Annotated in this window: 12 protein-coding genes and 1 pseudogene; 2 read left to right on the plus strand and 11 right to left on the minus strand. The window is 72.3% G+C overall.

Annotated features, from left to right (window positions below):
- The 4 genes and pseudogenes from TR50_RS49500 to TR50_RS49940 all read right to left on the minus strand — a co-directional run.
- Window positions 1-254: pseudogene (locus tag TR50_RS49500) on the minus strand (hypothetical protein); the annotation flags it as partial.
- 164 nt (window positions 255-418) lie between these two features.
- Window positions 419-1,222, minus strand: coding sequence for an NAD-dependent epimerase/dehydratase family protein (locus tag TR50_RS38610; protein ID WP_236654769.1), 804 nt, complete (start codon window positions 1,220-1,222; stop codon window positions 419-421).
- Window positions 1,223-1,350: 128 nt separating this feature from the next.
- Window positions 1,351-2,010: a TMEM175 family protein gene (locus tag TR50_RS38615; RefSeq protein WP_042433826.1), complete on the minus strand. Its 660-nt coding sequence runs from the start codon at window positions 2,008-2,010 to the stop codon at window positions 1,351-1,353.
- A gap of 289 nt (window positions 2,011-2,299) precedes the next feature.
- Complete coding sequence (locus tag TR50_RS49940) at window positions 2,300-4,732, minus strand: pullulanase X25 domain-containing protein (protein ID WP_052441813.1); 2,433 nt, start codon at window positions 4,730-4,732, stop codon at window positions 2,300-2,302.
- Window positions 4,733-5,292: 560 nt separating this feature from the next.
- Between TR50_RS49940 and TR50_RS43345 the strand changes: the two genes are divergently transcribed.
- The gene (locus TR50_RS43345; RefSeq protein ID WP_236654772.1) at window positions 5,293-7,767 is read left to right on the plus strand and encodes a protein kinase domain-containing protein; all 2,475 of its coding nucleotides are present in this window, start codon (window positions 5,293-5,295) and stop codon (window positions 7,765-7,767) included.
- A gap of 101 nt (window positions 7,768-7,868) precedes the next feature.
- On the opposite strand, the gene TR50_RS38630 is transcribed toward TR50_RS43345, so the two are convergent.
- From TR50_RS38630 to TR50_RS38640, 3 genes are all read right to left on the minus strand, one after another.
- The gene (locus TR50_RS38630) at window positions 7,869-8,483 is read right to left on the minus strand and encodes a hydrolase (protein ID WP_042433829.1); all 615 of its coding nucleotides are present in this window, start codon (window positions 8,481-8,483) and stop codon (window positions 7,869-7,871) included.
- 73 nt (window positions 8,484-8,556) lie between these two features.
- Window positions 8,557-8,787 (minus strand): hypothetical protein, encoded by a 231-nt coding sequence (locus TR50_RS38635; protein WP_042433832.1) that lies wholly within the window; start codon window positions 8,785-8,787, stop codon window positions 8,557-8,559.
- Between the two features lie 88 nt (window positions 8,788-8,875).
- Window positions 8,876-9,193, minus strand: coding sequence for an antibiotic biosynthesis monooxygenase family protein (locus TR50_RS38640; RefSeq protein WP_042433835.1), 318 nt, complete (start codon window positions 9,191-9,193; stop codon window positions 8,876-8,878).
- Window positions 9,194-9,377: 184 nt separating this feature from the next.
- Here TR50_RS38640 and TR50_RS38645 point away from each other — a divergent pair, with 184 nt between their 5' ends.
- Window positions 9,378-9,767, plus strand: coding sequence for a VOC family protein (locus tag TR50_RS38645; RefSeq protein WP_042433837.1), 390 nt, complete (start codon window positions 9,378-9,380; stop codon window positions 9,765-9,767).
- 25 nt (window positions 9,768-9,792) lie between these two features.
- On the opposite strand, the gene TR50_RS38650 is transcribed toward TR50_RS38645, so the two are convergent.
- The 4 genes from TR50_RS38650 to TR50_RS38665 all read right to left on the minus strand — a co-directional run.
- Entirely contained in the window at window positions 9,793-11,016 is a 1,224-nt protein-coding gene (locus TR50_RS38650) for a cation:proton antiporter (protein ID WP_042433840.1), read from the minus strand.
- Window positions 11,017-11,169: 153 nt separating this feature from the next.
- Complete coding sequence (locus TR50_RS38655; RefSeq protein ID WP_042433843.1) at window positions 11,170-12,108, minus strand: hypothetical protein; 939 nt, start codon at window positions 12,106-12,108, stop codon at window positions 11,170-11,172.
- Window positions 12,105-12,551: a hypothetical protein gene (locus tag TR50_RS38660; RefSeq protein ID WP_236654770.1), complete on the minus strand. Its 447-nt coding sequence runs from the start codon at window positions 12,549-12,551 to the stop codon at window positions 12,105-12,107. The genes TR50_RS38655 and TR50_RS38660 overlap by 4 nt, the downstream gene beginning before the upstream one ends.
- A gap of 260 nt (window positions 12,552-12,811) precedes the next feature.
- Window positions 12,812-13,528: sarcosine oxidase subunit gamma (locus TR50_RS38665; RefSeq protein WP_369405813.1), on the minus strand; the 717-nt coding region annotated here is incomplete at its 5' end.

The raw sequence follows: 13,528 nt of genomic DNA on the forward strand, positions 1-13,528 counted from the left end.
GCCTCCAGACGCCGGGGCACCGGCTGGTTCGGCTGGGGGCCGGTGTCGGCCATCGAGCCGTCCCCGATCAGGTCGACCGATGCCACGCGCCGCGCCTGCGCGCCACCGGCACGGTCGGCCGCCGCCGGGGCCCGGCCCCACGGCACTCGCGTGGCGGAAGCTTTCGCCCCTTTGGAGCAACCGGCCAGGCCGGGCACCACGGCGGCAACGGATGCACAGCCCATCGTCAGGAGCGTGCGTCGACCGAGGTGCATAGGGGCCTCCCTGTTCCGTTGTGGTTGGCGCTGCTTCCCACCATCGCGGTCGACGCGCCGCGACACACCTGCTGCTGCGCCAAACGGAGATCCCGGACCCCGCGCATGTGGTGGTCCGTCAGACGGAGACCGCGGTGTGCGTGAGAGTCGCGGCTCCAAGCCAGTCAGGGTCGAAGATGCCTGAGGGTGAACTCGGGGAGGGCGTAGGGGCCGGCCTGTGGCGCGGCCGGGTCGGCCGGCCGATCCGCGCCCGGGATGGCCCCGGCGTGCAGTTCGGCGTCGTCGACGGGGGTGTAGGCCAGTCCCGCGGGGTCGGGCAGTTCCCAGAAGCGGCGGGTGTTGGCGGAGACGGCGTACGCGGTGGCGAAGCGGGTGGAGGGCGGCGCCGTCAGGGCTGCGCGGATGTAGCCGAGAGCGTCCCGCGGGCTCAGCCAGGTCGCCAGGTGACGTGGTTCCGCGGGCACGCGCTCGAAGCTGCCGATGCGCAGGCAGATCACGGACAGACCGAACTTGTCGGCGTAGAGACGCCCGAGGGCCTCGACCGCCGCCTTGCTCACCCCGTAGAGGCCGTCAGGACGCACCGGCTCCTGCGGACCGGTGAGGTGCCCGGTGGCGTAGAACCCGGTGACGCGGTTGCTGCTGGCCAGCACCACCCGCTCGATCCCGGTGCGCCGCGCGGCCTCCAGGACGTGGTGCGTGCCGAGCACGTTCGCTTCGAGCAGGTCCGGCAGGGGCGCCTCGTCGGGCACACCGCCCAGGTGGAGCACGCGGTCGGCTCCCGCGAGAGCCGCCTCCACCGCGGCGGCGTCCCGGAGGTCCACGCAGTGGGTGTCCTCGTTCTCGGCCTCCTGACGCAGCGGCACCCGGTCGAGCAGGATCAGCCGGTCCGCCTCACCCCGCAGTGCTTCCCGGGCGACCGAACCGATGGTGCCGGCCGCCCCCGTGATCGCCACGGTCCCAAGACTCACGATGCCTCCCCGGATCTCGACAACCCACGCATCGTCGCGCTCCTTGATCCACTCTTCAAGTCGGTGGGGCTCTGGGCGGACGTGGCCGGCCTCCGGCGGCGGGCGGATCGTGCTGTCGACCAGGGCGGTCAGCCTCTGCGGCGGGCCGGTGCCAGCTGGTCGAAGCTGTAGTAGACCGCGAGGAGGGCGTGGGTGGCCAGCATGGCGACGGGGCTGACGTAGGCGAGGGCCACGGTGGCGAGGTAGGCCAGACCCCCGGTGCTGAAGCGGCGCATCGCGGCCTTGAGGTCTGCCGGCGGGATGGGGGTGTGCAGGGTGCGGGCGTCGCGGGTGAAGGACAGGAACAGCAGGGAGAACGCCGCTCCCATGACGACCATCGTGGCGGCGTAGATCGCGGCGGCGGTATGGGCGTTGTCGTCCGCGGCGGTGAGGTAGGTGGCCAACAGGCGGGTCGGGTACGGGATGACGGACACCGTGAGCAGCAGGAAGAGGTTGGCGAACAGCGTGCGCCGGTCGACGCGACGGGCGAGGGCGCACATCGCGTGGTGGTTGATCCAGATGATCCCGATGACGAGGAAGCTGACGAGGTAGGCGAAGTACGCGGGCCACTGGTGGGCGAGCGCGCGGGCGAGGGACTGGCCGTGGAGGGTGTCGGGCTGGGGCACGTTCAGGTCCAGGACCAGCAAGGTGATCGCGATCGCGAACACGCCGTCGCTGAACGCCTCCAGACGTGCCGTGCTGAAGTCGGTCCCGGTGGGGCGTTCCGGCACGTCGGACTCGGCGGTCATGCGCACTCCGCCGGTGCGTGGCGCGCGGCCTCTACCGCCGCCTGTCGCCCAGCACGACGGCCGGGTCGTCCCCCGGCGATGCCGTTGCCGGGCATGGCGCGCTCCTTCGGCTCGGGTCCACGCTTGACGACCCCATCCCAGCAAGACCGGCACGGGGCTGCGCGCCGTCGCGTCCGATCGAGTGGGTCACCCGGTGCCTCCGCGTACAGGGTGGCGCCGTCACGTGTCGGCCCCCGGCGTCGCCGGGGGTCGACACGTGCTGCCGTTGCGGGGACGGCGCTCGGATGGATCAGCCGGCGGTGAAGACGGTCACGGCCTGCGGGTCGCAGGACGTGCCGGTGGCGGATGTCGTGCCGTTGGCGTTCAGCACCTTCGTCCAGGTTCCGGCCGGCAGGGTGGCGTTGTAGGCGCTGGTGGTGGGATTGACCACGACGACGGTGTCGTAAGCGGTCGGGGCGGCCGGGTTCGAGCTGATCTCGGCTACCACGACCGAACCGTTGACCTGCGTCGTCATCTGGTTCTTGACGGCCGACCAGGTCGTCAGGCGCAGCGAGGCGGTGGCCTTGCGCAGCGCGATGGCGTCCTTGTAGTAGGTGTCGATGGTCGCGTTGGTGATCAGGTCGCCCCAGTGGATCGCGTTGACCGAGTCGGGGGCGTCGTAGGAGTTCATCGCGGTGGTGTAGTCGCCGTTCACGACCTTCGAGCGCAGGAACTCGTCGCCCTCGGCGATGACCGGGATGCCCTGGGAGGTGAGGATCGTGCCGACGGCGAGGCGGTCGATCGCGCCGGCGGTCCCGGTCGCGCCGCCGGTCGCGCCGGAGTAGGTGATCTTGTCGTAGAGGTTCAGGTTGTCGTGGATGGACACGTAGTTCATCGTCTGCTCGGGGCTGAGCGCGAACGCGGGCGTCCACAGGTTGGAGGAGACGGGCGCTGTGCTGTCGGCGTCGGTCGGGGAACCGGTCATGCCGAACGCGATGGCCGAGGGGTTGCCGTTGCCGCCCATGAACGCCATGACGTTGTCGTTGGTGCCGCCCCTGATCGCGTCGCGGTAGACCCCGTTGAAGGCCCCGAAGTGGACCGGCGCCAGGGCGGGCATGGTGCCGTACCGGACCTTCTGCGCCTCGTTCGGGTCGCTGGCCCCGCCGTTCCACGGCTCGCCGTAGAACATCAGGTCGCGGTCGGGGTAGGTGGTCTCCAGGTAGTCCGCCCAGGTGTACGCGTTGTTGTAGTAGTGCACGCCCGCCAGGTCGAAGCGGAACCCGTCGACGTTGTAGTCGCGGACCCAGTGCTCCAGCGAGTCCTGGATCATCTGGCTGACCATCGGGTTGCCGTCGTCGATCGAGTCGCCGGTGCCGGACAGGTCGGTCGCCGTGTAGTACTTGCCGGTGATGTTGCCGAACACGCTCTTGGTGTAGGTGTGGTTGAAGACCACGTCCATGATCACGCGGATGCCGTTCCTGTGGAAGGCGTTGACCATGTCCTTGAACTCGCGGATCCGGTCCTCCGGCGCGGTGAACTGCGAGTACTGCTCCTCGGGGACGTTGTAGTCCACGGGATCGTAGCCCCAGTTCGGCACGGTGCTGCCGAAGTCGAACGCGGGCATGATCTGGACGGCGGTGACGCCCAGTTGCTTGAGGTGGTCGATCCCGGTGCTGACGCCGTCGTCGGTGGTGCCGTTCTCGACCAGTCCGAGGAACTTGCCGCGTTTGGCGGCGTCGACGCCCGAGCTGGGGTCGACGGTGTAGTCGTGGACGCTGAGCTCGTAGACGACGGCATCCGTGCGGTTGACCAGCGCCGGGCGCGGGTCCCAGCCGCCGTCGGTGGGGGTGACGGCGGCGGTGTCGACGACGACGCCCTCGGTGGTGCCGGGCACGACCATCTGCGCGTACGGGTCGGGCACGGCCGCGCCGCCCACGTAGAACTGGTAGTCCTGGTCGAGCAGGTTCCCGGCCACCACCGTCTGGTAGACGCCCGAGTAGCCGGGGAGGGTGGTCGGGCTCAGGGTGTAGCTGGTGCCGCCGACGCCGAGAGTCACGTTGGAACTGTCCGGGGACCAGATGCGGAAGGTCGTCGCGGTCGGCGTGTAGAGCGCGCCGAGGGTGTTCAGCGGCGTGGCTGCGCCGGCGTTGCTGACCACGGTCAGCAGGTGGGTGGACGCGTTGTAGGAGAAGGTCGTGGTGTCGCCGCTCGCGGGGACCGTGAAGGGGATGTTGGCGCCGTTGGCGGCTGCGCCGGCGCCGTAGTTGGTGGTCCAGGACTGGCCGAGGGTGACCTTGGTGTTCCATGTGCCGGCCGGGATGGCGGTGGTGGACCAGGTGGAGACGCCGGTTCCGTTCGGGTCGGTCATGGTGGTGGTCGTGCAGGTGGCGGACCAGGTGGTGGTGCACCCGACCGCGGTCTGCCAGTCGCCGGTGGCGGTGACGACCGGCATCGCGGAGTTGTCGGTGACGACGTGGGTGTCCGGGTCGTAGACGAAGGTGACCGTCTCGCCGCCGGTGGGGACGGTGATGTTGATGTTCGAGCCGTTCGGCGCCCCGCCCGCGCCGTAGTTCACCGTCCAGGCGTCGTCGATGGCGACCTTGTAGGAGTAGCTCCCCGCGGGCAGGCTCAGTGACTCCTTCCACCGGCCGTCCGCCGCGAGTGTCATCTGGTCCTGTGCGCAGTTCGTCTGCCAGGTCGCCGAGCAGCCGATGGCCGTGTCGAACGTCCCCGGCAGGCTCACCTGTGTCGGCGTGTCCGCTCGGGCCGGCGCGGATCGGGAGACCGCGACGCCGCCGACGAGCGCGAGGGCCGCGGCGAACGTGGCCGTGCGGCGGAAGCCTCGGCCCCGCCGGAAGGGTCTGTGGCCTGGTCTTGGGGATCGAGGAGAACGGGAGCGCATGGGAGGGCGGCCTCCTGGGCAGGCGGAGGGGCCGGCGCACACGGCATGCGTCCGCACAGCCATGACGCCGGCACCTCGGGATCGGGTGGGGGAACGGCAAGGGAGCTCCGGCCTGCCTGACGCACTGTGCCATCCCGGGGGCACAGTGCTTCGGGCGACGACGATCTCGCCTGGCAGCGGGCGCGTCAAGGGATCCGCAAATACTTTCAGCAAGTTTCGAAGTCACTTGCCGCATCGAGGCAGCCGCTCCACCCCGACACCGTAAATCCGCCTGGAAGCGGGCGAGTTGCCGAATGGACCGTGCGCCGGACCCGGCTTGCGCAAACGATTGGCGCAAACGATTGGGTTGGGCATACTGGTCACTCGGTACGCATCCGAACACGACAATCGGGGTGGGCTTGGTGAAGTGGTTCGGCAGGCGACGTGAGACCACGTCAGGTCGCGTCGGTGCGGACGACGACCTCGCGGAGGCCGTCGCATCACTGCGGGAGGCCAGCAGGGCCGCCGAGTCGATCGGCAACCTGGGCGGCGCGGCGCAGGCCGCCGAACACTACGCGGAACTGGTGGCGCGCGCGGAACACGTCCTCGGGCCCAAGGAGGCCGACACGTTGGCGCTGCGGCACCAACTGGCCCACTGGACCGGTGAGTCCGGCCAGCCGGAGGCCGCGGTGGAGCAGTTCGCCCGACTCCTGGCCGACCGGCGCCGGACCCAGGGGCCGCGCCACCAGGACACCGAACTGGCCCGGCATCAACTGGCCCACTGGCACGGCCGCGCGGGCCGGACGCAGGAGGCCGTGCGCCGCTACGAGGAGATGCACCGGTCCGCCGAGCGGGAAGGCCGCGCCGAGGCCGCGGTCACCCTGCTGTGCGAGATGGGCTACTGGCAGCAGCAGGGCGGCGACAACGCGGCCGCGCTGCGCACGTTCGCCCGGATGCTGAAGACAGCGCAGCAGGCACTCGGCCCCGGGCACCCGTCGGCGAACATCGCCCGTCAGCGCTACGCCGAGGTGGCCGGCGGGCTCCCCTTCGGCGACGAGGGCGGGGACGAGGGCCTGGCCGACGTCCTCGCGACCGCCGCCGCGGTGGAGGCCTCAGGCGACTTCCGGCGTGCCGGGCGGATGTACGGCCAGATAGCCGCACTGTGCGAGCAAGTCCACGGCCCGGACAGCGCCCAGACCCTGTCCGCGCGCTCCGCGCAGGCGAAGGCGGCGGTCAGGGCGGGCGACCACGCGGCGGCGGCCGACTGCTTCGGCCAGGTGCTCGCGTGCCTGGAACTGCGAGGCCAGGGGCCCGGCTCGCCGGAGTACGACGTGCTCCTCGGCCAGCGCGAGGAGCTGGCCCGGATGGCAGAGCGCCCCGCCCTCCACGTCGCACAGCGCACCGTGACGCTGCTGGCCGAGTCGTTGCTCGCCACGGCACGGACGGCGTGCGCGGTGCTGGTACGCGAGGCCGACGCGTCCCACGCGACCCGCTTCGCTGTCGTCGACGACAGCGCGGACCCGACCTGGCGCGACGGGGCCGTGGAGTGGTGGACGACCGTGCTGCGGGAGCTGTCCGGGCAAGGGCACGTCGCGACGGCTCTCTGCTTCGCCCGCGACGACCTGCGCCCCACCGCCGAAGAAGCGGCCCTCTGCGAGCGGTTGGGGCTGGCGGGCGTCTACGTCTCCCGCCCGAAGGGCGGGGACGGGGACGGGGGCCGGAACGGGGACGTGCACGTCCAGGCGTACGTCTTCGGGGATGGCGCACCCGCGACGGCGCAGCTGGTCGTGGTCGGGGACGAGCAGCCGCCCGCCACGGGCGGACCGGACGCGCCGGTGCCGGCGCCCGCGGGCGCACCGGCCGCCCGGACCGCGATGCACGACCAGGCCGCGGCCATCGGGACCTGGCGGAAGATGAAGCGGGCACGACCCGCCCCCGGGGCGGAGCTGCCAGCGGCCTTCGGCGCCTACGAGGTGCTGGAGAGCGTCGGCGAGGGCGGCTTCGGGCGTGTCTACCTGTGCCAGGATCCGGACGGGCTGATGGTCGCGGTCAAGACGCTGCACGCACACCTCGCGGCGGCTCCCCTGGTCAAGCAGGGGTTCGCCCACGAGGTGCGGGCGGCGCAGCGCGTCGGTGGCCGCTTCACGGTGCCGGTGATCGCCGCGGACATCGAGGGCCCGGTGCCGTGGATGGCGGTGCCCTACGTGGCCGCCCCCTCGCTCCAGGAACTCCTCGATCACTGCGGAAGGCTGGACGTCGATCTGGTCCGCACGCTGGGGGCGGGCATCGCCGTCGCCCTCGGCGCCATCCACGCCGAGGGCATCGTGCATCTCGACCTCAAGCCGGCCAATGTGCTGCTGACGGAGGACGGCCCTCGGGTCATCGACTTCGGCATCGCGCAGATCGAACGCCTCACCGAGCCACGTGACGGCTTCACCGGCACCCCCGCCTTCGCCTCCCCCGAGCAACTGCGCGGACAGCCCGCCTTCACGCCTGCCAGCGATGTGTTCTCCCTGGGCACCGTCCTCGCCCACCTGGTTCTGGGCCGCAGCCCGTGGGGACGGGACACGCCGACCGTCGTCGCGAACATCCGGGCCGGCCGGCCGCGTCTCACGGGACTGCCCGCACCGTTGGCGGAGGTCGTCCCCTCGTGCCTGCACCAGGATCCGGAGCGGCGGCCGAGGCCCGAGGAGGTGGCCGAGGCGCTGGTCCCCGGAGCCGGTGCGGGCGGGATCGGCCGCCCTGTGCTCCCGGAGCAGGCGCGGGAACTCGTCGCGGAGCGCGCCACCGTGCCCGCCACACGCCGCTACGCGACGCTCGCCGACTCCCGGGCGCAGACAGAGGCCTTCACGGTGCCCGCCCGGCCCGAGTCGCCCCCGGCGGGCGCGGGCGGCTGAATCGGCAGTGAGCGGGACGCGCCGTGACCCTGGGCCTGCGGGGATGGACACTCCCCCGCGAGCACGGGGTCACATGGTCACCGGCGCACAGGGGCACCAGGTCAGTCGGGCGGTTCGCCGTGTTCGAAGAGGATCGACGTGAAGTCGTCCCGGGTCGCCGCGCGGTTCCAGTCGCGCTGGAGCTCGCAGATCAGCTGCACCCAGCTGACCGGCTGCGCGCCGGCCTGGGCGACGCGCGCCAGCCCGGCCTCGTGGGCCTCCACGGAGGTGCCGCCCACCGCGTCGACGATCGGGTAGACCTCGAACCCCTCGCGCATGGCGTCCAGGGCGGGGAAGGTCAGGCACGCCTCGGTCCACAGCGCGGTCAGGAGCAGCTTCTTGCGCCCCGTCGCCTTGACCGCCGCCACGAAGTCGGCGTCCTCCCAGGCGTTGATGCTCGTGCGGTCGATCTGTTCGAGATCGCCGATCACCTTCTGCAACGGCTCGATGGTGGGGGCGTTGCGGCCGGTGGCCACGTTCACCGTCGACACCACCATCGGAAGCCCGTACGCGACGGCGATCCGGGCGACGCGGACGATGTTGCGCACCAGGCGGTCCTGGTCCATGGACCTGATCGACTTCACCTGGACCGGCTGGTAGTCGATCACCAGCAGGGCCGCGTTCGCGGGCGTCAGCAGTTCGTCGGTGCTCGGGTCCCGGACGGGAAGACTGACCATGTCACGCTCCGTTCCTGCGTGGGCCCAACGCTGCCGACGCTACCTCTGCCGCCAAGGCGCGGCAACGGCAGGCTCAGCGGGGGTAGCCCGCCTCCATCCAGGCGTGGAATGCACCTGTCTGCTCGGATGTCCACGCGCCGTCGCAGGGCATGACGCCGTTCGCGAGCGCCTGGTAGATCCTGTCGGCGTTGTCCCGTACGTCCTGGTAGGCGGACAGGTCGAAAGCCTTCGACATCGCCTCGACGTCCTTCGGCCGGAACAGCGGGCGGATGTCCCGTTCGAAGCTCGGTTGCTGCTGGCTCACGGCCTTCTCTCCTTAGCTAGGGGCATGGCGTCGCGTGGCTCCTGCGTACGGCCCGCGAAAGCGGTGATTCGACTGGTACGGCGGGTGGTCACGGCTGGTTGCCCGCTTCCGCGGTGATCCACTCGTCCACCACCTCGAAGATCTCGAACTCGGGCTCCGCGTCGAGGTCGTGGAAGAGGCGGGGCGCGGTGGGCCCCTGGGACGAGCCCCGCATGACGTCCATGGCGACCCTGTCCCGCCACAGGGTCTGGATTCGCCAGCGTCCGTCCTGGCCGCGCAGCAGCTCCGTCTGGAGCAGGCCGTCCGGCAGGGGCTGGGCGATCAGGCGGTGGTAGGCGGCGATCAGTCGCGCCTCGTGCTCGGGGGCGACGCTGACATTGGCCTCGGCCAACACCCACTTGATCATGATCAGCTCCTTGCCGAGCGCCCCGGCTGTGAGCGTGCGCTCCCCTGTCACGCTAGGCCGGGTTCGCCGAGCCCGCCTGGCGGGCCGAGCGGACGCGCGCTGGACCGGTCGGCGCGGGTGCGTTGTCAGTGGGGGGTCGTAGGCTCTGCTCGTCGTCGCCACCCGCGAGAGGGGAACCACCGTCATGACCGCATGGGCCAAGGGCATCGCCGCCAACACCCTCTTCGTCGAGGACCTGGCTGCCTCGAAGAGGTTCTACCTGGACGTGTTCGACGCCCCCATCCTGTTCGAGGACGCGCAGTCCGTCGTCTTCGGGTTCGGCCCGACCGTCGTCAACCTGCTCCAGACGACGCACGTGCCGGAGCTCGTCGAGCCGGCCACCGCGGCCTCGCGCGACGCCGGGGTGCGCCTGGTGTTCACCGTCGAGGTGGACGACGTCGACGCCAGGTGCGCCGAGCTCGCCGCCCGCGGCATAGAGCTCCTCAACGGCCCGATGGACCGCCCGTGGGGCCCGCGCACCGCGAGTTTCCGGGACCTCGACGGCTACGTCTGGGAGATCGCCCACAACAAGTGAGCCCGCTTGGTGGACGGGTCCCGCTTCACGTCGGCTCGGTGGCCGTCGCGCGGGCGCGTGCGAGGGCGTAGCGGGCGGCCAGGGGGCCGTAGCTGAGGCCGTGGAGGGCGAGGCTGATCAGGACCGTCATCGTCATCACCTGGCCCACGAGGTCGGCGGCGTGCGGGTCGACCGGCGCCAAGCCGATGAAGGCGAGCAGTCCGAACACGATGGACGCGAGCCCGCGCGGGCCCAGCCAGGCGAGGACGAGGCGGTCGGTTCGGTCCAGCCCGGTGCCGATCAGGCACAGCAGCACGGGCGCGGCGCGTACCACGGTCAGGGTCAGCACCGCGTAGGCGACGACGCGCGGGTCGAACTCGCCGGTGAACGCCTGGGTGACCAGCTGCCCGAAGACGAACCAGAGCGCGAGCGACATCAGCGTTCCGACGTCCTCCACCAGGGTGAGTGCCTTCGGCGGCAGCGAGGGCACCTCAGGGCGGACGAACAGGCCGGCGACGAAGGCGGCGACGAAGCCGTTGCCGTGGAGCACGCCCGCCACGGCGTAGGCCAGCAGGGGTACGGCGAGCAGCCCGAGCCGGGTCGCCGCGGGTGTGGTCCAGCGCGCCCGCCAGGCGCGGCGCAGGAGAAAGCCGCCGGGGCGGCCGACCAGGGCGCCGGCCACCGCCGCCCACAGCAGCTGGTCGAAGGCGTGGCCGACCGAGTCGGACGCCGGGCCCGGGGAGGTGCCGTGGGTCTCCACGCCGGCGAGGCAGAGCAGGAAGACCGGGGCGACGATGCCGTCGTTGAGGCCGCTCTCCACGGTCAGCACGCCGCGCAGCCAGGACGGCAGCCGGGAGTCGCGGATCAGCTCGGCCGCCGGGGCCAGGTCGACGGGGACGGTGACCGCCGCGAAGAGGGCGGCCAGCCACCAGTCGAACAGGAAGAGCAGGCCGCCCATCAGCGTCGCGGCCAGCAGGCTCAACGGCAGGGCGAACACCAGCAGCCGGATCAGCAGGCCGCGTTGGGCCTTGAAGACGCCGGCGGGCACTTCGGTCGCGTCGGTGAACAGCAGCACGGCCAGGATGATCTCCACGACGTGTTCCGCGTCGTTGGTGGTGAGGCCCACCCGGACCAGCGGGTGCGGACCCACCGTCAGCGCGACGCCGGCGGCGGTCAGCGCGACCGGCGCGGTGATGCTCCAGCGGGTCAGCCGGGCGGCGACCAGCGCCCAGGCCAGCAGCGTCCCCATGCTGACGGCCAGCGCGATCACGCACGCACCTGTCTTCCTCTGTCTACCTCCGCGGACGGGAGACGCCCCCCGTCCGCACCGTAGGAAAACAGCCCCTGCCTGCTCCACCCAGCCACGCCGGGCAAGCGGGTGACGCGGGCGCCGGCGGGCCTCGGTGCCGGCCTGCCGTCCTCCTCAGACAGCCCAGAGCTGTCCCTTGGCGGAGACCGCGGGGGACGTGGTGAGCACCGTGAAGAAGCCGATGGTGTGGGCGCTGGTGGCGAAGCACGCGGTCCGCCCCGCGGACACGGGAACGGAGCTCCCTGCCGCTCCGCTGGTCAGGGCGGTCAGGCACTGGTCGAAGGTCGGCGGTTTCCGCCCGGTCCAGGGTGCGAGCAGTTCGCCGTCGATCACAGGCGGCCGGCATGTCGACCCACAGAGCGTCAGGGTCGTGCCGTCGGCCAACGACGGCGTGGCGGGCTTCGCCACCACTGACAGGTCGTCGGTTCCCGGCTGTGGGGCGAAGGTCAGCGTCCCTTGCCACACGACCTTCCCGCTCAGCGGCCCCGTCGAGTCGGAGGGCGACGGCTCCTCGGTCACGGGGGGTGCGCTGGCGTCGCCGGTGGGGCCCGAGGAGGCCGTCGATCCGACCGTGGGCGTCGGTGCGGGGAGGCTCTGACCCGGCCCCGACGGCTGGCGGAACGTCACCGTGACCACGCCGGCCAGGACACAGGCCACGGCTGCGGCGACCGCCCAGCGCCACGGCCCGGGGCGCTGGGCCGAGGCGTGCTGCACCGATGCGATCACGCTCCCGCGGGGGGTGGTGGTACCCGCCGGTACCGCGCGCGCTTGGCCGCGCCGACGCGGCGAAGCGCTCCGGTTCTCGGTGTCGGCCTGGAACAGTGCCCACGGTGTCCGCCGGGGATCCGGGGTGTGGCCTTCGACGCCGACCTGCGCAGCGGACTCGAAGGCGGGCCTGCGCTGGGACGAGGCCGCGACTGCGGGCACGTCGAGCAGCGACGCCAGGTAGCGCCGCCACCAGCCGACCCCGGGCGCGCGGCGGGACGCCAGGTCCGACGCGGTGCGGGGATCCGCGGACAGCAGCGAGTCGAGGTAGCGCCTGCGGAAGCTCAACTTCCCACCTCCCCGGACGTCTCCGGCATCGGCGGATGCGCGGACACGGGTGGGACGGAGTCCGGCGGATCCGGGTTCCGCTCCCCCGCACCGGCGGTGCCGCCCTGGATGACCTCCTGCACCGTCCGCAGCGATCCCAGCTGCCGCAGCAGCGCCGGGGCCGAGGCCCCCGCCGCGACGGCGGCGTACAGGCCGGTGACCTGCGTGTGGAGCAGCCAGCCCACCAGCGCGCCCAGCAGGAGTCGGCTGAGCGCCGCGGCCGCGTCCGCCGCCGGGTCGACGTAGGCGCGCAGCGGCGGGAGCTTGCGCCGCTTCGCCTCCCGCGCCTGTCGCCTGGCCGCCTGCCAGGTCAGCACCCTTCCGTTGAACACCAGAGCTTCGATCAGTGCGCCGCCGACTGCCCCGTAGGCCGCGCCGTGGAACCAGTCCACTTGGCCCCCCATCCGTCGCGGACATGATCCAGCAGTTGACGGCGGCGTATCAACCGCATCAGCACAACTGGTCCGTTCACAACGTCATTGATGTCGGGGAGAGTTGGCCAGGGCGCGACGGGTCCGGGCAGGGCTTCGCGCTGGGCCTGCCCGTGGCGTTGGATCACCGGGTAGAGCGAGCCCGCCGTCGACTGACGAGCGCGGCCGCGGCGTCTATAGGGGCCGCGCCCGCCGGGGAGCGGGCGCGCCGCGCCCCGGGGCGGGCCGGTGCCTCACGCGTCGCCGCGCCGGTACTCCTCCATCGCGTCGAGCAGCCAGTCGGCGAGGTACTGGGCGAAGGAGCCGCGCACCAGCAGGCGGTAGCTCGGCTCGGCGTCCAACTGGTCGAGCACCACCTGGACCTTGGAGACCGTCGTCTGGACGCACTTGCCCGGTCCGAAGGCGCGCGGGTGCAGGTCGAGGGAGCAGCCCTGCTCCAGCACCGAGCGGGCGGAAGGGCCGGACAGCTCCAGCGTGGTCCGGTTGGCGGACACGTCGACCACCGAGGCGACCGAGGCGGGCGGGACCGCCGATGCGCCAGCGCCGGCCGGGCCCGGCTCGTCGTCGAGCGCCTGCCGCAGGGACCGCTCGATCGCCGGAGCGGCGCCGTCCGGGCCGACGACGAGCCACTCGTCAGGCCCGAGCCACAGCACCCGCACTCCCCCGGTCACCGCGACCCGGCCGGCGCGGGCGGGCAGGGGCGTGCCCAGTACCCGGCCCGCGCGGGCGGCGGCGGGGCTGGCCGGGTCCACGCGCAGGTTCAACTGCGCGAGGTAGGGGACCTCACGCAGCCGCACGCCGTGCGGGCCGGGGACGGAGCGGGCCTCGAACTCCTCGGCGCGGTGGCCGAGCGGGCTGCGCCGCAGGTGGGCAAGGCGAGCGAGGGGGGCGAGGGGCGCGGGGTGGGCGGGGTCGTCGACCCTCACGTCAGCCGTCACGGCGGGCGCCCC

Source organism: Streptacidiphilus anmyonensis, from assembly GCF_000787855.1.
Taxonomy (GTDB): domain Bacteria; phylum Actinomycetota; class Actinomycetes; order Streptomycetales; family Streptomycetaceae; genus Streptacidiphilus; species Streptacidiphilus anmyonensis.